This is a genomic window from Streptomyces sp. NPDC088733, from assembly GCF_044751185.1.
GTDB lineage: Bacteria > Actinomycetota > Actinomycetes > Streptomycetales > Streptomycetaceae > Actinacidiphila.
Genome location: NZ_JBIVLH010000041.1, coordinates 19,241 through 43,638, shown reverse-complemented (window position 1 = coordinate 43,638; position 24,398 = coordinate 19,241). Strand labels below are relative to the sequence as shown.

At 67.9% G+C, this 24,398-nt stretch carries 19 protein-coding genes and 1 pseudogene; 10 read left to right on the top strand and 10 right to left on the bottom strand.

Annotation, left to right across the window (positions count from 1 at the left end; genetic code table 11):
• Nucleotides 1-719: 719 nt before the first annotated feature.
• A complete protein-coding gene (locus ACIP64_RS39745; protein ID WP_401597260.1) occupies nucleotides 720-1,361 on the bottom strand; it encodes a hypothetical protein in 642 nt (213 codons plus the stop codon).
• A 477-nt stretch (nucleotides 1,362-1,838) separates the two neighbouring features.
• On the opposite strand from ACIP64_RS39745, the gene ACIP64_RS39740 reads away from it, so the two are divergent.
• From ACIP64_RS39740 to ACIP64_RS39725, 4 genes are all read left to right on the top strand, one after another.
• Nucleotides 1,839-2,573 (top strand): hypothetical protein, encoded by a 735-nt coding sequence (locus ACIP64_RS39740; RefSeq protein WP_401597257.1) that lies wholly within the window; start codon nucleotides 1,839-1,841, stop codon nucleotides 2,571-2,573.
• Between the two features lie 619 nt (nucleotides 2,574-3,192).
• The gene (locus ACIP64_RS39735) at nucleotides 3,193-4,443 is read left to right on the top strand and encodes a hypothetical protein (protein ID WP_401597254.1); all 1,251 of its coding nucleotides are present in this window, start codon (nucleotides 3,193-3,195) and stop codon (nucleotides 4,441-4,443) included.
• Between the two features lie 109 nt (nucleotides 4,444-4,552).
• Nucleotides 4,553-5,002, top strand: coding sequence for a transposase (locus ACIP64_RS39730; RefSeq protein ID WP_401597266.1), 450 nt, complete (start codon nucleotides 4,553-4,555; stop codon nucleotides 5,000-5,002).
• A 249-nt stretch (nucleotides 5,003-5,251) separates the two neighbouring features.
• A complete protein-coding gene (locus tag ACIP64_RS39725) occupies nucleotides 5,252-5,539 on the top strand; it encodes a hypothetical protein (protein WP_401597251.1) in 288 nt (95 codons plus the stop codon).
• A gap of 111 nt (nucleotides 5,540-5,650) precedes the next feature.
• Here ACIP64_RS39725 and ACIP64_RS39720 read toward each other — a convergent pair whose 3' ends face one another.
• On the bottom strand, nucleotides 5,651-6,427 hold the full coding sequence (locus ACIP64_RS39720; protein ID WP_401597248.1) for a hypothetical protein: 777 nt from the start codon (nucleotides 6,425-6,427) through the stop codon (nucleotides 5,651-5,653).
• 464 nt (nucleotides 6,428-6,891) lie between these two features.
• Here ACIP64_RS39720 and ACIP64_RS39715 point away from each other — a divergent pair, with 464 nt between their 5' ends.
• Both ACIP64_RS39715 and ACIP64_RS39710 read left to right on the top strand, forming a co-directional pair.
• Nucleotides 6,892-7,242, top strand: coding sequence for a hypothetical protein (locus tag ACIP64_RS39715; protein ID WP_401597245.1), 351 nt, complete (start codon nucleotides 6,892-6,894; stop codon nucleotides 7,240-7,242).
• 329 nt (nucleotides 7,243-7,571) lie between these two features.
• Nucleotides 7,572-8,510, top strand: a complete 939-nt coding sequence (locus ACIP64_RS39710; protein WP_401597242.1) for a hypothetical protein — start codon at nucleotides 7,572-7,574, stop codon at nucleotides 8,508-8,510.
• Between the two features lie 34 nt (nucleotides 8,511-8,544).
• On the opposite strand, the gene ACIP64_RS39705 is transcribed toward ACIP64_RS39710, so the two are convergent.
• Nucleotides 8,545-8,745: a hypothetical protein gene (locus ACIP64_RS39705; protein WP_401597239.1), complete on the bottom strand. Its 201-nt coding sequence runs from the start codon at nucleotides 8,743-8,745 to the stop codon at nucleotides 8,545-8,547.
• A 388-nt stretch (nucleotides 8,746-9,133) separates the two neighbouring features.
• On the opposite strand from ACIP64_RS39705, the gene ACIP64_RS39700 reads away from it, so the two are divergent.
• The gene (locus tag ACIP64_RS39700; protein WP_401597236.1) at nucleotides 9,134-9,385 is read left to right on the top strand and encodes a DUF4279 domain-containing protein; all 252 of its coding nucleotides are present in this window, start codon (nucleotides 9,134-9,136) and stop codon (nucleotides 9,383-9,385) included.
• A gap of 269 nt (nucleotides 9,386-9,654) precedes the next feature.
• Here ACIP64_RS39700 and ACIP64_RS39695 read toward each other — a convergent pair whose 3' ends face one another.
• Nucleotides 9,655-10,074: a hypothetical protein gene (locus tag ACIP64_RS39695; RefSeq protein ID WP_401597233.1), complete on the bottom strand. Its 420-nt coding sequence runs from the start codon at nucleotides 10,072-10,074 to the stop codon at nucleotides 9,655-9,657.
• 47 nt (nucleotides 10,075-10,121) lie between these two features.
• Nucleotides 10,122-12,269, bottom strand: coding sequence for a hypothetical protein (locus tag ACIP64_RS39690; RefSeq protein ID WP_401597231.1), 2,148 nt, complete (start codon nucleotides 12,267-12,269; stop codon nucleotides 10,122-10,124).
• 736 nt (nucleotides 12,270-13,005) lie between these two features.
• On the opposite strand from ACIP64_RS39690, the pseudogene ACIP64_RS39685 reads away from it, so the two are divergent.
• Together ACIP64_RS39685 and ACIP64_RS39680 are read left to right on the top strand one after the other, a co-directional pair.
• A pseudogene (locus ACIP64_RS39685) lies at nucleotides 13,006-13,156 on the top strand (repressor LexA); the annotation flags it as partial.
• A gap of 125 nt (nucleotides 13,157-13,281) precedes the next feature.
• Nucleotides 13,282-15,639: an AAA family ATPase gene (locus ACIP64_RS39680; protein ID WP_401597228.1), complete on the top strand. Its 2,358-nt coding sequence runs from the start codon at nucleotides 13,282-13,284 to the stop codon at nucleotides 15,637-15,639.
• A gap of 115 nt (nucleotides 15,640-15,754) precedes the next feature.
• On the opposite strand, the gene ACIP64_RS39675 is transcribed toward ACIP64_RS39680, so the two are convergent.
• The 4 genes from ACIP64_RS39675 to ACIP64_RS39660 all read right to left on the bottom strand — a co-directional run bounded on the left by ACIP64_RS39675 (nucleotide 15,755) and on the right by ACIP64_RS39660 (nucleotide 21,006).
• Complete coding sequence (locus tag ACIP64_RS39675) at nucleotides 15,755-16,840, bottom strand: AAA family ATPase (protein WP_401597225.1); 1,086 nt, start codon at nucleotides 16,838-16,840, stop codon at nucleotides 15,755-15,757.
• Between the two features lie 34 nt (nucleotides 16,841-16,874).
• Nucleotides 16,875-19,127, bottom strand: a complete 2,253-nt coding sequence (locus ACIP64_RS39670) for a Mu transposase C-terminal domain-containing protein (RefSeq protein ID WP_401597222.1) — start codon at nucleotides 19,125-19,127, stop codon at nucleotides 16,875-16,877.
• The gene (locus ACIP64_RS39665; RefSeq protein ID WP_401597264.1) at nucleotides 19,124-19,762 is read right to left on the bottom strand and encodes a TnsA-like heteromeric transposase endonuclease subunit; all 639 of its coding nucleotides are present in this window, start codon (nucleotides 19,760-19,762) and stop codon (nucleotides 19,124-19,126) included. The genes ACIP64_RS39670 and ACIP64_RS39665 overlap by 4 nt, the downstream gene beginning before the upstream one ends.
• Before the next feature lie 233 nt (nucleotides 19,763-19,995).
• Nucleotides 19,996-21,006 carry a TniQ family protein gene (locus tag ACIP64_RS39660; RefSeq protein WP_401597219.1) on the bottom strand — a complete coding sequence of 337 codons (1,011 nt, stop codon included), beginning with the start codon at nucleotides 21,004-21,006 and terminating at the stop codon, nucleotides 19,996-19,998.
• A 393-nt stretch (nucleotides 21,007-21,399) separates the two neighbouring features.
• On the opposite strand from ACIP64_RS39660, the gene ACIP64_RS39655 reads away from it, so the two are divergent.
• Nucleotides 21,400-23,772: a Helicase associated domain protein gene (locus ACIP64_RS39655; RefSeq protein ID WP_401597217.1), complete on the top strand. Its 2,373-nt coding sequence runs from the start codon at nucleotides 21,400-21,402 to the stop codon at nucleotides 23,770-23,772.
• Between the two features lie 74 nt (nucleotides 23,773-23,846).
• Here the strand turns inward: ACIP64_RS39655 and ACIP64_RS39650 are convergent, their stop codons facing one another.
• Entirely contained in the window at nucleotides 23,847-24,020 is a 174-nt protein-coding gene (locus ACIP64_RS39650) for a hypothetical protein (protein ID WP_401597214.1), read from the bottom strand.
• Nucleotides 24,021-24,398 lie beyond the last annotated feature (378 nt).

Below are 24,398 nucleotides of genomic sequence, written 5' to 3'. Positions count from 1 at the left end.
AACCCGCTACGAGAAGACCGCCACCTCCTACGAAGCAGCGGTCACACTCGCGTCGTTCCTGCTTTGGGCAAGATCCGTTTGAAGACGGACCCTAGTACTCCAGCCGGGCTTTTGGCTGCCGTGGCAGATGGACTGGGCGGCCGGGGCGCGACAGGAATTGGACGCGATGTCCACCGACGGCCGGCAACTCGGCCCGGGCTGCCCGCGCGGAACCGATCACTGCCCCGGACCCCTACTACCGCGGTATCGACACCGACGCTTCCCTGCCGCACGGGATCACCGTCCGCCCCCTCGCCTCCACCAGCCCCGGCGGGCCCCGCATTGCTGATCTCGCCGGCGGTCGTGGATGGCTCATCTGTACCTTCATCCGCTGCCACGCCGGACCTCGGATCACCGTCACCGACGCCTTTTGGACCTGACAGGGCGGTGAGCTGGCAGCACCGTCCCAGCTCCACAACGCAGTCGTCGTGCGGAGCCCCCTCAGGGACCTGACCGTCCTCAACGACGTAGAACCGTCCGCCCCTCCTGGATGGCGCCCGTGCTCCCGCCGTACCACCGTGCCCACCCCGGGACGCCCCGATGGCGCGGATTGCCACCGCTGTTCCGGAGCAGTGGGCCGGGCAGCCTGTCAGGGTCTCGGCCTCACCTGACTCCCGCGAAGCCGGCTCGCCCGTTCCGCTTGCACGTGGCGACCGGCAGTCCTGCGGAAGCGGGTTCGTTCAGATGATCGCAAGGGGCACGGGATCCAGGTTCAGCTTGTTCCGGCATGAGTCGACGGCCTGCGTGACCCAGGCGGTCATGGCGTCGTGATCTGCCGCGATCGCGTGGAGCTCACTGGCCTTCTCCTGGGCTTGGACCATCCACGGGGCCAGCGGGTCTTCTCTAAGGACTCGTTCGAAGTGATCGCGGGCTGTGTCCGGAACGCCGACCAGGGCGGCTGCGATCCCGGCGTCGAAGCTGTCCCAGAAGTATCCCGGTCGCACCGGCCTGGACATCAGGTACCGGGCGACGTCCGGCAGGGCCGGGAACCTCTCCCTCAGCGCGGTCACGTGCGCAGCCGCCTGCCGGTTGAGTTCGAGTGCCAGCGGCGTGAACTGGTGCGGGGTGCGAAACAGTTCGGAGCCGACACGGACTGCGTCCACGTGGAAGGCCAAGTGGTCCACGTCGTGCCACAGCCACATTGCACCGACGTGCAAACCGCTGCCGGCGATCCGCGACGGGGTGAACTCCGCAACCCCGAGCCACCACCCGTGATCGTCAATCCACAGCCGCGACCGCCCACGCCGGGTCAGGCCGAGCGGCTTCAGGGACTCCCGCGCCGCCGAGGTGATGATCCGGAGCACCGGACTGCGATCTGCCATGACGGGCATTATCGACTGGCCCACTGACAGATTGCTGGTCGTGACGGCCTGAGCCCATGTGGTGAGGGGGCGGGGTCCATGGCCCGCGCCATCCTCCCCAGGAGGCTCCGGGGGACCCCTTTGTGCTCACCCTCCTTCGACTGCGGACCTCTGGCGTTGTCCGGCCGGGCTCTCTTCGTCACGCACGTGGGCAGAGGCCACCGGCAGCGGGTCCGGTGCCAGTCGGTCACGCCGGCGGCGCCACGGCAGTGAGGTTCAGCAACCGCTGCGACTGCAGCCGACCGTCACGAACTGCCCCCGACCTGCCGACCAGCCCAGCTCTCAGTGCTCCTCAGCGACCGTCATGCCTGTGGTTCGCATCGAGGGGGCCAGGGCGACGGGACGGTCCGGCATCGGTTCTGACCGCAGTTCCGTGAAGGATCCTGGAGTCTCTCGGCCCGGTGCGGCCCGTCCGGAGTCGCCTGGTTGGATGAACGTATGACGCAGTGGTCGGAACTCACCGACGCGTGCGGTTCGGCAGAGCACGTTCCTGCTCTGCTGGATCGGTTCGAGGCCGATCCGAGTGGTGTGTGGTCCGAGTTGATGGACCATCTGTGTCCGCAATTGGACACTGCCTGCACCGCCGGCTTCGCGGCACTTGCGCGCTTGGCCGAGATCGCGACCGCCTGCAGCCGGGAGACCTTGGGCGAGGTGCTGCTGGCGGCGGGAGCCGTCGCCTCCTGTGCGCCCGGGACGTCCGATCCCGACAGCCCGCTGGCGGTGTTCTCGGCGCCGATCGCGGTCCTGCACGACCTCACCGATCGCCGCCTGAGCCAGACGGCCGGGGCCGAGGAATACGTGCACCTGCTGCAGGCCCTGCTCTCCTTCGAGGGCGTCGAGATCTGGGACCGCTCCCTGGACGGCCTGCAAGCCGGGGAGTACGAGGTCGACTGCCCCTACTGCGGCGTCAACGTATTCGTCGTCATCGGACAGGACGACTCCTTCTGCTGCACCGACGACTACGCGCTGCAAGACGTGCAGAAGTCACCCCTCCGACCGGCGCTGACGCAGCAGTTGGAAGGGCTGCCCCGAAGACTGTTCACGCGGGCCATGGCGGACGGCCAGGAGGGCCTGGCGCATGGCGTCCGCCACCTGTTCGGGCGAGCCGCCTGTCCGGACTGCGGGACCGACTTCTCGGTGGCCGAGCGTGTGGTGGCCGGCTGGATCCCGTGACGGGCCGAGGCTCTGTGTGCCCCGCGTGAACGTTCCTGCATTCACCGTCCGACCCGGGCTTTCACGGAATTGCGGTCAGAACCTCGAAGCTCACCGCGTCCACGGTCCCCACCACTTCGCAGGCGGCGGGTCCGCCGGGGCTGACGTCGGCTGGTCGGGATGCAGCCCGAGCCGCCGAAGAGTGTCGGCACGGAAGCGAACAGCGATCGTACCGTGCCAGTGCCCGTCCGAACGCACGCCGCACACCAGGTCAACCCTGACCTCGTCTTCGGCGAACGGGCACCAGTCGATACCTCGGTCCCGTAGTCAATCCGCCGTCAGCTGGCCCGGCCGCGGGCAGCCGGCAACGTTCTCGTAGCGGAAGAGAGTCACCCATTCGAAAGCCTGATCGCCCATGCCGTCATCATGCCGCAGCGCGGGAACTCACTGCTCGACCTTTACCCATCACGCGAATCCGGTCAGAGCCATGAATTTCCCCCACCGGCTGCGTGGAGGTTCCTCAGACCTGCTCACTGCGCCTCCCCACCTGCGGCACGTTGTGGACCGGTGCCGCTCGGGCGGGACCAGTCGCTGCTGTGCCCCGGGAGGCTGTGTCAGTGCCTCCTGCGATCCTTCTTCGATGATCAACGAGTACGAGAAGCTGCTGGCGGGGCTGGACGATGTGAACTGGGCCGGCCTGTCCCACGCCTACGAGTCGGCGCATGACGTTCCCGGGCATATACGCACCCTGTGCGGGAGCGACGACGAGGCGCGCAAACAGGCGTTCAGCAGCCTGTTCAACAGCATTTTTCACCAGGGCAGCCGCTATTCGGCCTCTCCGGTCGCCGTGCCGTTCCTCGCGAGGATCGCCGTCGCGGGCCCCGCGGCCGCCCGCGAGGACACGATGTGGCTGCTCACCCGCCTGGCCGTGGACTGGCACGACGAGTACGACGTGACCACCGGCATCAACGTGGCCGGATGGCGTGCGGCCGCCGCGGAGGGCGGACCGCAGGAGCTCCTGCCGTGGTACGAGGAGCAGCTGGCCGCCGCAACGGATGCCGACCGGCGCGCACAGCTGCAGGAACTGCGGGACTGGGTGGCCGCCGGCAACTCGCCCGACTCCCGGTGGTCGGCACTCCAGTCGTACGACGCCGTCCTGGCCGAACTCCCCGGCCTTCTCGCCCTGCTCGACGACGATGACGCACGACTGCGGACCCGGATCGCCTACCTCCTGGCCTGGTTCCCCGAATTCTCCACCACCTCCCTGCCCCGCCTCCTCGCCCTTGCCGCACAAGACACGGACCCGGTCACCGCGGCCACCGCACTGCTCGCCGCCGGCCTCGTCGGACCTTCCTCCACGGCCGAGGACATCACCCCGTACCTGGATGCCGCAGATCCGTTGATGCGGTGGGCCGCGGCCACCGCCCTGATCCGTCTCGCCGGCCTCGACGCAACCCCGGTCGGCGCCGGCCTGCTCAGCCGGACTGTCACCGAACTCACCGCAGCTGCCCGCAGCCCGTTCGATCGCGTGACCGACTACTGCGATGGCGACCTTCACGGCCACATCGAGCGCACCCTGCACGCCCTGCCGCCCGGCCCGGACCCGGCCGCCGTGCGCGAGGCGCTCGACGTGTGCCTGCCCCGCATCGTCTGGGACTACTACGGCTCCCGCACCCGCAGGGCGATCCAGGAGCTCTTTCCCGCTCCGCAGCCGCACCCCGCACCCCGCTACGCCGACCTGACAGCGGCGCAGCAGCAGCTGTTGGGCGATCTCGCCGGCCACCGGCACGCCTGGCTCATCCGCTCGTCCGCCGACCGGCTGCGGGACCTCGGCCTTCCACACACGCAGGAAGACTTGCAGTCCTTCGTCGGAGCGCACCGCACCGCCTGAAGCACCGCAGCACCACGCAGCGAGCCAAGGAGCGCTCAGGAACGCAAGAGCGGCATGGCTGCTCGGCGCGACAGGGTTGGTTCCCGAGCACGCCCCGGTCACCTGCGGCATGGTCCGCGCCTACATCGCCACCTTCCGCGGGGCTCCGGCCGAGGCGCCGCCCCGGCCGCCGACGGTGAGGCAGGTGACAGGCCGGCTCACCCGTCACCCCGCTACCTTGACCGAGGAAGAGCGGGCCGGCCTGAAGGAGGTCCTGGCCCGCTGCCCCGAACTGGACAAGGCGGCGGAACACGTCCGCGACTTCGGCGAGATGCTCGCCGACCGGCTCGACTCCACACTCCCCACCTGGATCGACGCAGTGGACGCCAGCCGGCTTCCCGGCCTCACAGGCTCTGCACTCCACCTGCTTCGAGACCTCGACGCCGTGACGGCCGGGCTGACTCTCGACTGGAGCTCCGGCAGCATCGAGGGCGCGGTCGACCGCATCAAGAAGATCAAGCGGCAGCTCTACGGGCGAGCCGGATTCGGACTACTCCGCAAGATGGTCCTGCTCCAGTAACACTTCGAGACGCTCCCCGAGACCTGCGCGAGAATTGGGGAATAGGAACATTGGCTGCTACAGGGGTCCGTACGGATGTCCAGCCGCGGCAGTATGACCTCATGTTGATCCGAAAGGGCGATGCCGCGTAGGCGTCCCAGGGCCGTCCGTGCAGAGCGGTGGCGGCCACGATGGCGGTATCCGGTCCTGAGAGTCCGCGGTGTCTCCGCGCAGACTCGTGCAGCGATCCGCCGGGTCGAAGACCAGCACATGTGGCCCAACACGGTCGCCGATGCGCTCTCCCGCTTTGAGCGGGCCTTCAAGCAGCCTGGGCGCTGTCTGAACGCCTCCGAGGCCGTTTCGCCCGGGATGGAGGTGGAAGATGCCCGGGACGACCTGGAGTGCGCGATGCGACTCCTTCCTCCCGGAGCCAAAAGGGACTTGGGGCGACTGGTCACGCACATCGATGAGGAATTCGAGCGCCGCACCTTGCCGGAGCCCAACAACATCGAGTGGGCAATGGAAGGCTGGTGGTGGACCAGGATGCGTGAACGCTGACGAACCCCGGACCCGTGTGCCTTCAGTCGAACAGCACCGTCACCTTCTGTTACCGGTCCCCGAGATCTGTGCCAGAACCGAGAAACAACAGCGCGAGCGACGCGCGGTGCGTCATTGCCCGGCGGGTGCTCGGGTGAGTCCGATTCCGACCTTGTTCAGCATCTGTCCGAGGAGGTGGAGGGCTCGTGGCCGTGTTGGCACTGCGCGCGCTGTTCCCGTCCAGTAGGCGTCAGTGAGCTTCTCGGTCACTGTGAGGATCTGGTCCTCGTCCTGGGTGGCCAGGACGAGGACGAACCGTACGTAATCGCCGATGTCGGTGCCCTGGGGGTGCTGGTGCGTGAAGGTCCGTAGGCGCGGTGTCAGGGCGGGCAGGGTGCGGTCTGTCGGGCAGACCACGGCGAGTCCGGCGATGGCGAGGCGGACCGCTGGGCATTCGGCCGGCCAGCGTGCCAGCAGATCTGGAACGTGAGCCTGGACCACGCTGCTGGCTCGGGCCTCACTGTCGGGATCGGCATGCTGCGGGGTGGCCGGCCAGGTCGCGGCGAGATGGCGCTCAGCGACAGTGGCAGCTTTGAACAGCAGGCCAACGGCTTGGAACCGGTGTCGGGCGGGAATCCGGTCGTCGGCGGCGAGGGCCGCGAGCAGGACGAGGCCGTCAGCGGTGGCGGGTTGGCAGGTGTCCTGGTGGAGGATCTCGTTGTAGAAGTCGCCGAGGAAGCGCCGGTCGTCCCAGTCGGGGTCGACCTCGCCGTCGAACAGCATCGCCGCCTGGGGCGGCCTGCGACCGGGCAGACGGTCGGCAATGACGTCCCGGAACAGTTGCCGGATCGGCGGACCAGCACCGTTCGTGGTGTGCCGGGTCTGCTCGGGTTCGGCGTTCGTATCCATGGCCGGCGCAGCCTACTGGAGCGTCTCAGGCCGACGGCCCGTCGCCTGGGCGGGGCGGGGCGAGGCGCTGGCCTGGTGGAGACGGCCGACCGCCAAGGGCCACAGCAGCCCCGAAGACGGCTCGGCTGGCGCCGAAGAGAGGGGATTCCGTGGCCGTCCCGGCGCATGCGTCCGCACAGGCCGCCGGGCACCGCCGACACGGAGGCCGAAATGACGGGCGGGGGAGGCACGTCGACCGGGACACACAGATCATCGAACTGGTCCGATCCTGGTCCGGCTCCGCCGGACGCGGCCGACGTACGGTCACGCTGACGCGCCGGACTGCGCCCCGCTCGGCGCGCCCGCCGCGCGGCAGCAAGGTTCCGGGAGCGTGAGGTGAGAACCGCGGTGGCTGGGTCGGCCGGCCCTCCGGATTTGTCCGGCCGATCACGTTCGGAGCGGGTGGGGATGCCAGGGAGGGTGTTGTGGGGCGGGATGTTCAGCTGGTGCGGGACTTGGTGGCGGCCTCGCCGGGCTTCGAGGACCTGTTTGATGCTCACGTCGTCAACGAGGACGGTGTCCTGCCCCATGTGTTCTTCTGGGATGTCGTTCAGGAGACCGTCGCGTCGTTCCTCGGCGGGGAGGAGACGGACTGGCGTGTCACGCTGCGGTTCCTGGAAGAGCAGCTTCGGCTCGATGCCCCGGAGGTGACCCAGGTGATTGTCACCTCGTTCCTCTTCAGTCTGCCGTGGCCGGACCAGCCCGGATACGGCCTTGTCAACCACCTTGGCCTCACCATGAGCGCACGCTTTGCGGCGATTCGACCATCCGGCTAGGACCTGTCCGGTCGCGCTGATGACCACTCGGTGTCCAGCTCCTTGATGTGGACCTCGGGCGGGGTGATCTGACGGATGTCGAGTGGGAGCGGCTGCGGCCGGGCCTGCCGGTCAGCAAGAGACGCGTTGTGGCCGGTGGCGGGATCACCGGCGGGGCGCCGCTGGCGCCCAGCCTTCCACCGCTGTGGCCGGAGCCACGGCACCAAGCCCAGCCCAACCGGGAACCACCTGCTGGCGCCCTGGGCACGAAGCCGGGTCAGGCCTTCGTCGATTACGCTCACCGCGGCTCCTCAGAGGGGCGGCTGCGGGGGAACGGAAGGGGCGGAGGCATGGGCGTGGAGCGCAGCGATGTCACGCGGGACGACGGCACGTGGATCGGCCTGTCCCTGGACGTACAGGACCGTCACCAGCCGGGACTGTGCGTGTTCAGCGCCGGGCAGCGGCTGCTGGTCTCCCAACTGTCGCGGCCCCTGTTGCTCGCCGTTGTCGACGAACACCTCCACGGCGTGGACTTCTGGCGCACTGACGAATACCACTCCTTCGTCCCGCCACTACGCGCTGATGCGGGGCGCGCCCTGGCGGGCAGCCCGGACCGGTGGGCTCACCGCTTTGCCCAGCACCTCATCGAATCTCCGGACAGCCCGTTGCACGAGGGCCGGTGGCTGCTCTCGTGCGAAAGCCCGCTTCGGCGCTGGCGTCATGCCGACACTTCGCATGCCGAGTACTGGAGCTCCATGCTCGTCGACGGTCATCCGAACGGATACATCGACTGGTTCATCCACAATCATTCGTGGGAGATCCTTCCGCTGCGGCCGATGCCCGATGCCGACGACAGCCGGGTCAAGGCGTACCGCAAGCAGGCCCGTGAACGGACACTCCCGCCCGTCCTGATGTGGTGGGTCAGTGGCCTTGACTGCCATCTGATCCTGGACGGTCACGCGCGACTTGCCGCGGCGATAGCCGAGTCCGTCGATCCTCCATTGCTGCAGCTGCACCGCACGGTGCCACGCGATGACCGCACTGCGCGCATCGACGAGGCCGTGGGCTTCTACGAGAACGAACTGGCCCGCTTCGCCGAACTCCGCGCCATCCACGGCCCCACCGTCCCGGACGGCGCCACCACCGCCGGCCCACAGCTCGTCCGCCTCCTCCACGACCTGGACACCGCGGAACAGCCGACCTGGGCCTGGCCCCTACCTGGCGGGGAGGAACACTGGCGCCGCATCGCACGCGAGGTGACAGCCGGCCAGGATCGGCCCTGGACCTGAGACCGGGTCGGAGACCTGATGGTAGGAGGTCCGGTTACTTCAAGAAGTCCTGCCAGAAAGGGACAGTCGCCTTCGGGTTCCATTTCTCCTGGTCCCATTCGTGGTCCTCGTTGAACCCGTTGTCGATGTATTCGGCCAGGTCGGTGCCGTAGTAGATGATGTCGGTGCCCCAGATGGACAGGACGGGGTGTCCGTGGTTTCCGCGGCCCGCCGGAAGGAACCGGTGTGCGTACACGGGAACCAGCCGAGGCTGCGGCACACCGTCCAGCGGATCCTGGCCCGGCTTCAGCATGAGCTGGGGGCGGAGATCGCCTACTCGACCGTGTGGGACTACGTCCACCGGTGCCGGCAGGAGATCGCCGAGGCCGCCGGGGCCGCACCCTCAGCGGGGTTCGTGATCCGCCACAATCAGCCCGGCATGGAAGCGGAGGTCGGCTTCGGCGAGGCCTGGGTTGACCTGTCTTTCACCGACCCCGGCTCTGCGTGGCCATTGTCGATGCCTCACCTTCAACGGCACCATCATCGAGACCGGCACCGAGTCCTACCGCCTCCGCGAACCAAAGCCAGGCAGCAGGCGAGGAGATAGTCAGGCGGCCGTGCGGCTGCGTCGGTAGTCTCCGCGGGTGTCGTTGACTCAGTACGTCTACTTTGCGATCTCCAGCGCGGGCACCACTGCCGACGAGATTACCCAGTTGCTTGGCGTGGAACCGGACGAGGTCACGGTGCGGGGGAGTCTCACCACACCACCTCACACCATCCCGTTCTGTCACTGCTGGAAGGTTTTCTGCCGCGAGCCCGGCCTGCCAGTCGATGAGCAGATCGACCAGGTCATCGGCTGTGAGGTCTCAACTTTTCAGCGGGTACGACGGCAGTAGTTAGGGATCTGACCTAGTCATCTGGTGATTGAGTGAGACGGACTCCCGCTCGCTTTGCCCGCCAACTCGCCCTAGATATAGGACTGCTGCAGTGATGACCTGGGGTTCCGTCGATTAAGTGAGATTACGCTGCTCAGTTGAGACTGCCTATGGCGCCTCCGACCTCCTGTTGGACTTTGTGAGACCCTGCCGCGCCTCCCGGAAGGGATGGGGGGATGCCGCAGGGTGCGGCATCCCCCTCCCGTTCGGGCGTCTGCCCGGTGGACCTACTACCGCAGCGCCTTGGCGAGTGCACGCGGGGGTGCAGCCAGGTCAACTCGCGGGTGTGCCGAGCCTTCTTGGGGGCTGAGGAGCAGAGCCGCCCAGCCTTCGGCCGCCCGCACCGTCGTAAGCGGGGCGTCGGCACGGATCGGCAGCACCGACAGCAGTGCCCAGGAGGCGCGCCGGCGGGAGCCGTTGGAAATGGACCGGAAGTGCTCGTCGAGACGGTCTGCGATGGCTGTGTCGTGGCCGCGGCAGACGCTGCCGACGTAGAGGCAGTCGCCGCGCCGATCCCAGGCGACGTAGACCGCCTTGGCGCACTCCATGGTCTGGCGCAGGGCTTGGGGCTGAGCACGCCAGGTCCACGGAGGCAGCGGAGCGCCGGATGGGCGGGACGCCTGCGAGGCCAGGAGCGGTGCGAGAAGCACCTCCACACGGTTTAGGCGGCCTGCGATGTGCGGGGGCAGGGTGCTCATCAGGCGCCGGCCTCCTCGTCGCCCTCATTGAGGTCGTCGTCGAGGTCGAACGCGGCATGGCTCGGCCCGTACCGCAAGAGGATGTCGCTGATGCCCGAGAGCTTCTGCCGCAGCGCGTCGACGCCCTCCGGGGAGCCGAAGATGTCCCGCTCGCGGCCCTTCTGCACCACCATGCGCCTCAGGGCGCCGGCCGCCCGGGACGCGTCGGTCACAGCCTGGGTGAGCTGCTGGCGCAGGCGGACATGCTCGGGGATCTCGATGCCCGATCCGCCGTCCTTCTTCTTCTGCTGCTGCTCTGCCTGGAGCGTCGCCTTACGGCTTGCGGCCTCCGCCGGGTTGGCGTAGTACACCAGGTCCCACTCGTACTCCAAGGTGACGCGGGCCCCGGCACGGTCGATGACGGGCTGGCCGTCGTCGACCGCGGTGCCGTCGATCACAGCGTTGGCGGTGTGGAAGGCCTTCGGCAGGGTGGCCGGGTCATCGGCGACGTGGGCGACGGCGATGGAGTGGAGCATGCTCAGTCCGCCCCGGGTCCGGGAGAGCATGGTGAGCAGCCGCGTCGGCGTCGCCCGGAAGGGGGCCTTGAGGTCGGCGCGGGTGTAGTCCTCCTTGGAGCCGCGGTCGCGAGTGAGGAGACCGTCCAGGATGGCGGCAGTGCCGCCCAGCACCGTCAGTTCTGCGACCGCGTCGGGGTCGCCGGCCAGCGCCTTGTCGAGCAGTCCGTCCAGGATCTGCACGGGGTCCTCGCCCTTGGTGAGGTGCCAGTCGTGCCCCCAGACGATGTCGGTGATCGTGCCGCCGTTGTCGAACGTACGGACGGCTTGGTCGTGGTTGGCGGCGCTGCGGTAGGGAGCGAGGGCGACCGTGCCCATACGGCTGCCGAGGGCGGTTCGGGTGACGCGGCTGATCCCGAACTCCTGACGAACCAGGTCCTTCATGCGCCGGTAGTTGCCGGCCAGGAGCACCTGCTGTGGGACGGCAGTCGCCCACAGGCGGTGGGCGGGCAGCTGCAGGTTGCGGCGCATCTCGTCCAGGTCAGCCTGGCCAGTGAGTACGCGCATCACGGACTTGCTGATCAGGCCCTGACGGACGGCGTGCTGGAAGAGGCGCTGCATACCCTGGGCGGACTGGGCGCCCTCAGTCCACGGCGTGACGTGGACGTGCAGGTTGGCGAGGAGGTCGTCGCGGCCGGCGAGCAGGTCCTCCAGCGGGGTCCCGTCCTGGCGGCGGGCGCCGACCACCACGGTGGCCGGGAAGGTCATGGTGTGGCCCTCGCGCCTGGTCGCCTCAGTGAGAGTTTTCTCCCCCAGGCCCCGCAGCACCCGGGCAGCCATGGCCTCGACCTGCTGTCGGCTGTGCCGGATCTCGCTGGTGCTGCGGGGGCCGGGCTTGCCGAGCGGACCGATGACGGTGGCGATGCACAGGCGAGCAGCTGCATCGATGTCGCCACCACTGCGAGCCAGCCACATGCTGACGAGACGGCTGTTGCCGTCACCGCTGACCAGGTAGGTGTCGCTGGTCCCGTCGTCGTACTCCACGCGCACCAGGAACAGCGTCAGAGGTTCCTTGACGCCCTGCTGCAGGACGCTGTCGGTGTAGTCGTTCGCACCCCCCTGCGCCTCGTGGGTGCGCCGCATGCTGTCCTCGACCGCCTTGGCGAGCGCTGCGCGGTCCTTGATGCGGACCGCGAAGACTGCCAGGTACTCGACCTTGCCGTCGATGGTCACGGCGAGCGTGTCGTAGGTGAGCCGGGGCAGCGTCGGCGGCTCGACATCCATGGGGGTGTGCAGCTGGTGCGCCCAGCGCTGGTTGATGAAGTCCGGCAGGACGCCGAGGTCGGTGTACCTGCGGTGAGGCGCGATCGAGTACAGCGTCCCGCCGACGACCGGCTTGGCCATCAGCAGATTGGTGCCCTCGCCGTCGACGAGGGCGGCGAGCAGTTCGGGGTCGACCGCGCCGGAGGTGACCGCGGTGGCCGCGTCCTCGTCGAGGTCGGTCAGCGGGTTGTCCAGCAGCATCTTGCGGGCCCCGCGCAGTGCGGTGACCGGCGCGGGGCCGGGGGTCGGCTCCGGGCGGCGCAGTAGCGGCGGGAGGGAGGTGTCATCGGCGTCGTCGAACTCGGAGTCACCGAAGGCAGGAGTAATCATAAGCTCGCCCTTTCAGCAAGCAGCGCGCTCGTGGACCCGCAGGTCCGGCTGCCCTGGCGCCTTGCCAGGACCCGCCGCGCGCCGCCGGAGGGCGGCGAGCGCCGTCACGTCTCGGGGCCGGCTCATGGTCCGACTCGATCAGTGCCGACCGGCATTCGGCGGTCCCGGGTGGGCTCTTGGTCAGCGGGGTCAAATCGACCCCGGTCTCCCGTCGAGGACGGGTGCCAATTGCCCTTCACGTGCAGTTCATACGCCTGCGCGTGCGGTTCCGCGTATCCGGAGCGGTGCGCGGTCAGTGCAGATTTACCTACACCGACTCAGTTAGCGTACATGCAGGAGCATTTAGAGTGAAGTCGTCGGCATGTGCCAACACGTGGACATCTAGCGCTTTGCGAGGAGCCGGAGTTGATCGTTGTGATGTGCGTGTCGCACTCCGAGCGTGGACTTCCCCAGCTCGGGGAGGCTTGACCCCAGGCAGGGTCGAGGCCTGGGGGGAATGCCGTTCTGGACTGCGGCAGGTGGCGTGGGCGGGTTACGGGATCTTCGGGAGTGGGTCGGGCAGGTTCCGAATGCGGAGGTGCGGCCGCTGGTGCGCGAGGCGTACCGGAGTACGGGGCCGGAGCAGCACGGGCGGTGATCGTACTGACATGGACGGCGGTGTGGGCCGCCCTGATCGCAAGGTGCCCGCGGAGCAGGTCGCCGTGCATCCAGATGGAGGGTTCACTCCTGCAGACCGCCGGTGCTGGCCGAGGAGGCCATCGAGGACCTGCTTGTGCTGTCGCGGGCAACTGGTCGGTGAGACGGAGCTGTTCGCACACCAGGTGGTCGGTGACTCCATGGTGGAGGCGGCGATCTACCGCGTCGACGTTGTCACCGTCTGCCGCCAGGGCGGGCGGGTCTGGCTGATGCCGGCGTAGGCGCACCCGAAGCTGCCTGGGACCGGCCTCCTGTCGGTGCTGGGGCCTAATATGACTGTCAGTTAGTTCAGGGCCCCTGGGAAAAGAGACCTCGGATGTTCATCGCCAACGTCTACATCCGCTTCTTCCGCTCATTCAACTTCGACTACCTCCGCAAGGCCGATGACAGGTTCGTTCCAGACCCCTGGGACGCTCTGGGCTCTGACGGTCTGCAGTACCCCTTTGTCAGAGTGCCGCTCGAGGACGGCGTGACCACGGTCGTAGGGGCCAACGAGTCCGGAAAGAGTCAGCTCCTGGGGGCGATCAAGCGTGCACTGACCGGAGAGGACCTTGAGCGGGGTGACTTCTGCCGTTACTCCCAGTTCTTTGCCGTGGACAAGTCAATGTCATACCCGGACTTCGGCCTGGAGTTGAAGAACCTGGATGCTAGTGACCAGGAAGCAGTACGGAAGGCTTGTGGCATCGAACTCGATGACGAGTTCGACAGCTTCTCGCTGTTCCGTCTCAACAACGCAGACCCAGTAGTCTTTCTCCGACAGGGTGACGACTGGGCCAGGTTCGAGGTCGAGGACTTGCAGATCCTCGACGAGATACTTCCCGAGTGGTTCGAGATCGACGCACATGTCGCGCTGCCGGAGAGCGTCTCGATTCAGTACCTGGCCCAGGGCAAGGCTTCCCTGCGCACCAGTCCGAGAAGGGGACGTCAAACGTTCCTCGGTGTCCTCTTCGATAACACCGACTGGTTCACCTCCGCAGAGCATATCGCTGCGGCGGCACCCAGCCTGGTCAGCGCTTTCAGCACGGCGAGCCAGCAGACTGACAGCCACGACAAGCAGCTCGTCTTGGCTGAGGACCTTCTGCTGAAGGTGGCAAAGATCGATCGGGTCGCCTTCAAGGAGCTGCTCAAGGCCGTGGATGACAGCAGAGACGGCTTCGCCAACGGCATCGTCGAGCGAATGAACGACGCCTTGGCTGCTTCCCTGAACTTCCCCAGATGGTGGTCACAAGACCACCAGTTCCAACTTCTGTTGACGCTGCGTGACCAAGACCTCGTCTTCACCATCCGCGACAGGACCGGCACCGAGTACTCCGCTGATGAACGCAGTGGTGGACTGAAGTTCTTCCTCAGCTACTTCGTGCAGTACCTTGCCCATGAGGCGCCCACGTCCGGCGCCCGAGAGATCCTGCTGATGGACGAGCCGGACGCCTACCTGTCCAGCACTGGCCAGCAGGATCTGCTGCGCATCTTCGAGGACTTCGCCAGTCCTCAGGATCCCTCCCGCACTCCCTGCCAGGTCGTCTACGTCACGCACTCACCGTTCCTCATCGACAAGAACCACGGGGAACGGATCAGGGTCCTTGAAAAAGGGGAAGGTGACGAGGGGACCCGCGTGGTACGCAATGCGGCGCGTAATCACTACGAGCCGCTGAGGTCCGCCTTCGGAAACTTCGTTGCTGAGACGACTTTCATCAGCAACTGCAACCTGATGCTGGAGGGGATGTCTGACCAGGTCCTCCTCGCCGGGATGTCAGCGCGGCTCAGGCGCCAGGGGTCGTCCTCGCTGGACAACCTCGACCTCAACACGTTGACACTGGTGCCGGCTGGCTCCGCACCTCATATTCCGTATCTGGTGTACCTCGCCCGCGGTCGCGACGCCGACCGGCCCGCTGTCATCGTCCTTCTCGACAGCGACTCCTCAGGAGATCAGGCAAAGAAGGCGCTCCAGCGCGGCCCCTTGGGTAAGGCATTGCTTGATTCCCAGTTCATCCTGCAACTGGGGGACCTGCCGGCCGATCGAGTCGAGAGCACGCTGCCCGCAGGTGTGGTTGCCATCGAAGACCTCGTACCTCTCGAGATCGCTGTCGCGGCCGTCAAGCGATACGCACATGACTTCCTGTTGCCTGATGAGGCAAGCAAGGTAGCGAGCCTGCGGGCCGAAGATGTCTCTGTCACTGACCAGGCCAGCGCCCATGCCGCTTTGGTGAAGGCGTGCGCGAGCAAGCTTCCCGATTTCCACCTGGACAAGGTGGGCTTCGCCCGAAGTGTCATGGAAGCCGTCCGTCACGACGACGACCTGGTCGACGCGGCGGCCATCATGGACCGGAATTTCCGGACGCTGTTCCGTGAACTGGCCCGCATGCAGCGCCAAGCGATGAGGGAGATCACCACAGAACGCACCAGTGCCAAGATCAAGCGCCTCAAGAGGTCCTTCCTACTGGATCACCCAGTTGGAGCCACTCGAGAGGCCGCCGCGCTCCTCCTGGAAGACGTCGAAGCTCTCCTCGACAACTCTGTAGATGCAGAGGCTCTGAGGAGTGAGATTCGCGGGATCGTGCGCACGTTCGACCTCGACGATGACCCCATTGAGCCGATCACGAACTTCGAGGCTTTCCGGGGCGCGTTGGAGACGTTGGTGTACCGCGAGGTCAACGACGCACAAGAAGACGAGTGAATGGTCGATGCTCCCGCGGGACTAACCATGAAGTTCGCGACCTCCGGTGTGGGTTACCCGCGCCGAGGATGTACTGCCTAAAAAACGAGGTGAGTGATCGCCGCTGCGCGAGTCGCTACCCGGCCGTCTGTGACCTTCCCCTGCTGGTGAAGCCGATGTTGATGGATTCCAGGAGTTCCAGGGTGATGGTCTCTTCGCCTGTGTAGATGGCTGCTTGTGCGGCTTGGCACACGAGGTGGGACAGGTAGAGCAGGCGGCCTCCGGTGCGCTGGTGGAGGTATGTGGCGTGCCGGGTGAGGTCGCCTTCGGTGAGGCGGTGCAGGCGCAGCTGTTTCTCGAAGCCTTTGACCAGGCGCGGCCAGGTCTCCAGGTCGACGCCGTTTTTGAACGGGATGGGGTCCAGACGGCGGATGGGGAGGGCGTTGCGCTGCGGGTCTTTGGCGTACCGGTTGGCCTTCAGGCGTGCTGCGTGGAGGATCTCGGTGGCGCCGGTGCCGCAGTAGATGGTGGCGATGCCGAACTTGTTGCGGAGGTAGTCGCTCAGGGGCAGGAACACGGCGAGTTGGTCGACGGTGATGCGGTGGATGTCGTCGACGAGGAGCATGCGGGTCTTGGCGTGTTCCAGCACGTGCATGACCGGGATTTTGAGGTCGGGGTAGCGCGGCTGCTTGGTTTGCGCCCACTGCATGGCTTCGGCGAGGGATTTCGGTTCGGGGGCAAGGCCGAGGAACTGCCCGATCTCCCACAGCCAGGCTTGTTCGGTGTCCGCGTTGTGCGGGGCGAGGATGTGCACGACCGGGATGCGGTCGCTGTACTGCTTCTCGATTCTCTGCTGGAAGTCGCGGCCGATGGCGCGGAGCAGGAACGTCTTGCCGGTGCCGTCGTCTCCGTCCAGGGCCATGCCCAGCAGTCCCTGCGGGCGGGTGATGTTGGTTCCGTAGACGCGGGCTGCGTCGAGGATCGCCTGCTCGATGACGGGGATGTTCACCACGCACAGATGGCCGTTGTAGATCACGCGCGGGTCGGTGTCGTCGACCTTGGTTCCGGCTGGTGCGCAGTCACGCAGGTCGGGAGGCTTGAGGTCGGTGCGGGCGAAGTAGTTCCAGCCGTCCAGGCGCACCAGCATCTCGGGAGTGAGGAGACGCGGGGCCAGCACGGCCCGGCGCAGCGCCTCGGGTTGTTGCGTGTCGGTCTTGGGCATCGGCTTCTCCGTTCAAGCGGGTCAGGAGCGGGGGTCAGGTATCGGGGTCCTCAGGGCTCAGCTCGCCTGCGGGGCCGGGCTCCGGGTAGTCCCCGGTGGCGGGGGAGGGGAGCGTGGGGGAGGCCAGTAGGTAGGTGTCCCTGCCGGGGATCGGCAGGGACTCGTAGGGCTGGATGGCGACGGGGTCGAAGTCGGGGACGCCGGCGTAGGGGTCTTCGGGTTCCTCGTCGTGGACCGGCAGCGTGAAGCCGCCCTGGAACGGCATCGGAGGCTGCGCCGGGGGCTGCGGCCCGCGCGGGCGGGGCGGGCCGGCTTTGGCGCGCAGCCGGCGGTCCCTCATCGCCAGCGCGATGCCTTCCTCGTCCGATGCCGCGCCGCCCTGCTCGACGTACTGGGCTGTGGCCTCTTCCCAGCAGTACTGGGTCCATGGGTCTTCCAGCAGGGCCTCCTGCACGAACCGGGTCTGGAGCCAGTGGCCCTGCTCGCGGTGGTCGTACACCCACACCACGGCGGGGTGGTACGGGTCCCAGCGGGCTTCCCAGCGGCCGCCTGCCTCGGTCAGCCCGGAGGACCGGCCCTGCAGGCCGGCCAGCTCGCGGGTGGGGGACTGGTAGGTGCGGTTCTCGACGGTGATGCCCTTGTCGGTGACGGTGACCCAGGCCGGGATGAGGAGCTTGCGGTTCTCCTCCGGGGTCATCAGCCGTGGCCGGTGGCCGGTGCCGGCAACCAAAGCGGCGTACATCATGTTGGGGGAGACCACCATGCCGGGCGCGTACGGGTTGCGCAGGCCTTTGTGTGGGCGCTGCTGATGTTCGAGGGCGACCCACTCGTAGGCGAGTTGCTGCAGCTGGGTCAGGGTCCACAGCGGCTTGCGGTCCAGGCGCTTGCCGCGGTGTTCCAGCCGCCTTGCGGTCCAGCCCACGACGTGCTGGCTGAAGCGGTCGCCGAGCGTGCGGAAGTAGCGCTCGGCCAGCGGCTTGTCGGTGGGGCATCCCTTGCGGGCGAGGCGGACGCTGATGCCGAGGAAGTCGCAGGCGGTCTGGAAGTGCTCGCTCAGGTAGGGGCTGCCCTGGTCGATGATGATGGTGCGGGGCCGGATCACCGGGCGGGCTGCAGTGGCCTCGGTGAAGCGCGGGTCGGCGGCGTTCAGCGCCGCATAGGGCAGCGCCGAGCCGGCTGCCGCGGTCAGCGGGGACCACCCGGGGCGGGTCGGCATCGGCGCCAGGGCCTGGGCCAGGGTGAGAACGATGTCGAAGGCGCGGGTGGCGCGGCCACCGATTCTCTTGCCGACCGGTCCGTCGCCGGGGACGACCGGCACCATCATGACGGCCATGATGGTGCGGGTGGCGACGTCGACCATCGCGGTGAGCTCGACGGAGATCATCTTTCCGTTGTCGCCGAGCGCTTTGATTTTCAGTGGGCAGGTGTCGATCTGCACCAGCTGCCCGGGCAGCATGGCGTGCGAGGGCGTGTAGGGAGGGGGCGGCTTGCGGACGCGGCTGCTGCGGGTACTGGTCGGTGCCTGCAGCAGATCACTCAGTCCGAGGTCGTCCATCCGCCGGTAGTACGTTGCCCGTGAAAAGCTCAGCCTCTTGCGTTCGGCGGGATCGTCCAGGTCGATGCCGAAGCGCTCTTTGGCCAGCCGGGCGATCGCGTCCATGTGACTGTCGATGGTGCTGGTGGACTCATCCGCGTTGGCGTGGGCTACTTCGCGCAGCAGGTCCAGCAGCCGCGGATCGGTTCGGCCCGCCGGCAGGCGTGCCCGGGTTTTGCGGCCGTCGACCAGGGCCAGCGGATTGCGGTTGGCGCGCAGCCATTTGCGGCGCTTGGCCTCCAGGGCCTTGACGCTGATGGGCTTGCCGCGGGCCGCGAGTTCCGCGGCCTTGGCCGCGTACCGTTCGCCGAGTGTGGTGCGGTCGGGGTCGTAGCCGTCCCGCGGTTTCTGGCCCGGCCGCCGCACCCCGGTGTCGATCTCCATCATGTCTTCGTGCAGGCGCAGCAGCTTCTTACGCTGCTTGCGGCTCAGCGTGCTCTGCATGGTTCCCAGCGCTGGCAGCACGCTCGGTTCGGCCGACGTGTCGTCGGCGGCGAGGATCTGGAAGTCCTGCGAGGAGAGCATCGCCCGGTACAGGGCCTCCACGGGCGCGCCGCTGGTCTCGGGCAGCAGCACCACGACGCCGGTGTCGTTCTTGAACGCGGCGACCTGGTAGGTCGCCCCGAGCCATGTCACCCGGTCCCCGAGGCCGACGTCGTCACCGGGTGCCTGGCCGGGCAGCGGGCGGCTCATGTCGCCGCCCAGGCGCGAGCGGTGGGGAGCAGCGGGGCATCCCAATCGATGTGCAGCCGGTGCCGCCAGATCAGCCGGTAGGCGTGGTCCAGCGCCAGCAGTTCGGGCATGCCACTGGCCCTCGCCCCCTCGATCAGCCGCCTTGGCTCGGAGAAGGCCCGCAGCAGCTCCTGTTCGCACGCCGCCTCGTCCTCGATGGGATCAGGGCCCCGGTACTCGGCCAGCCATTCCAGGGTGTCCCGCCGCACCCCGCGCGGCACCTGCCGCACCTCGACCCGCCAGCCGGCCTCCTCGGCCACCGCATGCAGAAGCACGAGCTTGTCCCGCCACTCCTGGTCGGGACTGTCCGGCTCCACGGCCACCACCAGCCGGTCACCCTCGGCGGTGCGAGCGATGAAGTCCGGCCGCCACCTACGCCGTCGGCCCTTCGCGGTCTGCCACCGCAGCTCCACCGGCTCCCCGGAAAACCACGCCACCTCAGGGTCCCAGTCCAGCCCGATCGCCACCCGCATCCGCCGCAGCGACCCACACGCCACCTGGGTCCGGGTCGTCGCCGACCACCACCACGTCACCACACTCTTCCGGCCGTGATACGCCACCGGAGCCGTCGGCGGCCTGCGTTGCTCCAACGCCACCCCGCGCAGCTCGCCAGGGGCCGACCGCACCAGCAGGCCACGTTCGTCCAGGTGATGAGCCCACACCGAATCCACCGGCACCTCCGCACCGTCCCCGCATGCCACGGCATGTTCAGCGTGGCCACACCACCGGCCTCGGCCGGCCCTGGGGTGGTGGCCGTTCACCCGAAGGAGGGAAACGCTCTTGACGACCTCCCCAGGCCATGCCGCGCCCAGGCCATGCCCTGACCGGGCTACTCCGCATGTCCCAGGCCTAGTTGCCACGGCAGACAGGACCGGTCGACCAGAGAACCGGCCATTTCCGCACTGCTCTGATGCCCCGGGCCCAGCGCCAGCAGCGGCCGGCGCCGGCTGCCTCCGGACCGCGGAGCCGGCTCGCGATGCCGCATCACCCACTCCCGCAGCGGCGACCTGGCGCGTGCCACGTCCAGCCCCCACCGCTCCAGCGCCACGTCCAGCACCGCCAGGACCACGGCCCCGTCACCGCCCGCTGCCAGGCGCCGTTCGTAATCGACCAGGGCACCGGCGACGAACACCGCCTCCGGGTAGAACACCAACGGGGCAGCCCGCGCCTCCAGCGGATCCAGGCCCACTTCGGTGGCACGCTCGTGCCACACCGGCGTGCCCGGAGCGGAGCTCCACCAGTGCCCGGCGATCTGGAAGGCATCGGCGAACAGGCCCTCAGCGGCCGCTCCGACCCGACGCCGCCGCGACAGCCGCCGCCGGTGGGCGTCGATCACCTCCGGCAGCTTGTCCAGCCGCACCACCCCGGCGGTGTCACCGCGCGCGTCATCGGTCCACCGGCTGTGCCGCACGCAGATGTGCCAATTGTCCGGGCACATCAGCCACACCGGCTCGCGGGCTCCCCGCGCCGCGGCGCACAGGTCGCAGCCACGGACCAGGTAGCCGTCCGTCGGCTCCCACGGCCAGTGCCAGCGGGCCGGCCCGTCCCCGGGCGGAATCCGCTCCGGCGCCAGACTGGGAAGCGCCTGCTGCAACGCCGCCGCGGGACGGCCGGCCAGCACCGCCAGGTACTCCAGCCCGGCCTGGTTGACGTACATCTCCGCATACCGCGGGTCGACGGCCGTCTGACCCAGCCCGACCCGGTCCAGCAGTTCGCCCAGCTGAAGACCGTTGGCGCGGGCGAGCCGGTTCACGAACGATCCCGTCGACTCGCCCGGCACATGGCGCACCGGCAACGCCAGCCGGACATGAGGCCCCCACAACCGTGGCGCATCCAGCATCACCGGAACCTCCCAGCTGCCCGGGCTCACCCGTCGCCGATACGGGCGGGCGTAACTGCCATCGTGGCCACCACCGGGAGTGCGGGACATAGCCCCTCACTCCTTCGAGTGAACTCCAGCCGTCCGGCCTGGACATGACCCGTACACCTGGAGTCCGACCCTTCCCGACAGGCAGCAGCTGCCCGCAACGATCAGCCCCTGGCCCCGCACGGGCCCCTGCCGCTGCTCCGCACCTGTCCGCTGTACGCGCCGGCGGAGAACTGTCCCGCCTGCGATGCCTCGCGCAAGACCCCGCCACTCCTTCGAGTGAATCCCCGCCCCCGTCCGACGTGCTGCCACACGCGGCTCCTCCACTCTCACAAAGGGAAGGCAGCAAAACCGTTCGGAGGAGCCATGGCCACGCTGACCAGGACCGACACCGGCCTGAAAACCGTGCTGCGCGGACACCAGGAACTCGCGGTCGACGCCTGCGTCAGCCACTTCCTCGACGGATCAGACCGCATCTCGGTCATCATGGCCTGCGGCACCGGCAAGACTCTCGTCGCCCTGAACGCCGCCCACGAAGCCGCCCCCCGCGGCCGCGCCCTGGTCGTCATGCCAACCAAGAAACTCCTCGAGCAGACCGCAGCCGCCTGGCACGCGGAAGGCCGCGGCGGCCTCTACATCGCGGTCTGCGGACTCGACACGCCAGAGGACCCCGACCTGCGCGGCGTGCTCACCACCACCGGGCAGGCGGGCACCGCCACCGAACAAGCCCGCTTCCTCACCAACCAGATCGCCCAGGCCGACGGTCCCGTCAGCGTCTTCAGCACCTACGCGTCCCTCAACAAGATCGCCAAGGCGCACCGGGACTTCCTCCTTCCCGACTGGGACATCCTGATCGCCGACGAAGCCCACCGCACCGCAGGCAACGCCGAAAGCCCCTGGGCGATCGTTCACGACAACGACGAGCTCCCTGCCCGCCACCGCCTCTACATGACCGCCACCGAGCGCGTCTTCGACTACCAGGCAGTGGCAGACGGCCGCATCGACATGCCGCTGACCGAGATCGCCTCCATGGACGACCTCAGCCTGTACGGACCCGTGGTCTACCGGCTCTCCCTGGCCGAGGCAATCGAACAGGGACTCCTGGCCGACTACCGGGTCGTGGCCGTCGTCATCGACGACGACGACCTGCGCACAGTCCTCAACCGGCACTCGTGCTTCCGGTCCTCCACCGAAGGTCTACGGGTCGCCGCAGCACAAGTCGCACTCCTGAACGCACAGCACACCTACGACCTACGCCGCACCCTGACCTTCCACACCCGCGTCAGGTCCGCCGAGATCTTCGCCGATACCCTGCACGAAACCGCCGCCCTGATGCCCCGCCGCCTTCAGGGGCCGCTGCAGGTAGGGACCGTCAACGCCGAACAGAACCGGTTCGACCGCCTGCAGGCCTTCACCCAGTTCGCTTCCGCACCTCTGCACACAGACCCGTCCACCGGGGCGCCGCTGCGCTCCGTGCTGACCAACTGCCGCTGCTGCACTGAGGGCGTCGACATCCCGGCGATCGACTCCATCCTGTTCGCCGACCCCAAGACCAGCTCGGTGGAGATCACCCAGGCCGTCGGCCGCCCCCTGCGGCAGACCCCCGGCGCCGGCAAGGTCTCCACCATCGTCATCCCGGTCTACCTCGAGCCCGGCCAGGAGATGGCAGAAGGCACCAAGCGCACCGCGTACCGGCTGCTCTACCAGGTCCTGATCGCCCTGTCGGTCTACGACGAGCACGTCTTCTACCGCTTGGACATCAAACACTGGAAGCCCCCGCCTCCCCGGATCCTGCCACCGTCGGTAGGGCCCGAACGCGCCGACGAAATCATCCCCGTCCTCAGCCTGGAAGCCGAAGAATCACCCAACCGCGTGTGGGAGCTGGGCTTCGAAAGCGCCGAACGCTTCCACACCGAGTTCGGCCACCTCGACGTCCCCAGCCGCTACATCGGCCCCGACCGGTTCTATCTGGGCTGGTGGATCGGCAAACAACGCTCCCTGCGCATGAACCGCATGCTCCTGCAAGAACGCATCGACACGCTCGACACCATCCAGATGCGCTGGGAGCACCCCCCGCACAGCATCGAACACCGCCTGCTCATCGCCCGCGACTACGCCGCCCATCACGGCCACCTCCACCCCCTGGCGAAGGAAACCTTCGGCGGTATCCGCCTGGGCCGGTGGCTGGCCGAACGCCGCCGCGAAGCCCGCGAACGCACCCTGCCCCACCCCTACCACCGGGCCCTGAACGAAATCGACCCCTGGTGGAACGCCCGCTGGTCCCACGACTGGCAACGCACCTACGTTCAGGCTTTGGCGGCCGCCCGCCGCGGCGACCTGGCCCTGGCCGACCTACGGCCCGACCGTGAGGACACCGCCCTCGCCCGGTGGTTGGAAGAGCAGATCACCGCCTTCGACGCCCTCCATCCCGACCAGCAGAACCTTCTGGGCGTTCTGCCCCTCCGCCACCCTCTGGCCGTGCTGCTGCGCCGACCCCGCGGCGCCGCCGAATACGCCTTTATCCGCGGCCTGCGCGTCGCCCGCGCCTACTGGCGCAGCTACCAGCACCTCAACGTCCCCCTCAACTACGTCGCCACGAACCGTGGCTCCGTCTTCCGACTGGGGGAGTGGATCTCTGGCAAACGCCGCCACCCAGAGCACCTGACCCAAGCGCAGCTAGACGCACTTGAAGCCCTGGACATGCGTTGGATCCCCCGCCAGTCCGTCAGCCGCCGATAGCCGGACCGCAGTTACGAAGGAGAACGCCGACGATGCTCCCTGCAGATACCGTCGGCTTTGTCGGCGAAGGCGCTTCACTTGCCGGTCAAGAGAGCCTGGTTGCCCTCAAGCACCCGGAGCTGATCCTGCAACGCAGCAATGTCTGAATTGATCCGATGACATTCCTTCGCGATGAGCTCCAGGTCAGCATCGACCTTGGAGACGTAAGCAGCGCGGAGGGCTAGAAGGTCCACTTCGGTGTCTGCCATGGGTACCCCGCTCTCCAGGCTCAGCACTCTCGATCACGACGCTACCGGCCGACCTCGTCTCGAAAACGCCCGAGTACGCAAGAGATCTGTCGGCTGACCACGTGTGTTCAGAACCGCTCTGCAGACGAGCAATTCTGACGCGATCGGGCGTTCCACGCCGCGCTACTGCTGGCGGACTGCCTGCTCGGCTATGCCTCAACCCCTCTTGGGTAACTCTCGCAGTCTGTAGCCCGACTGGGGAGGCGAAGTAGACGAATGCGACGCACCGGACCCAAGTTCTTGAGCCTCTTCTCGGCCCACGCTGGCGGGGCGTCGGCCGAGCGAGCCCAGATCACTCCGAGGCAGCATCCTTGCCACTTCTTCCAGAGGCGGCCTGCT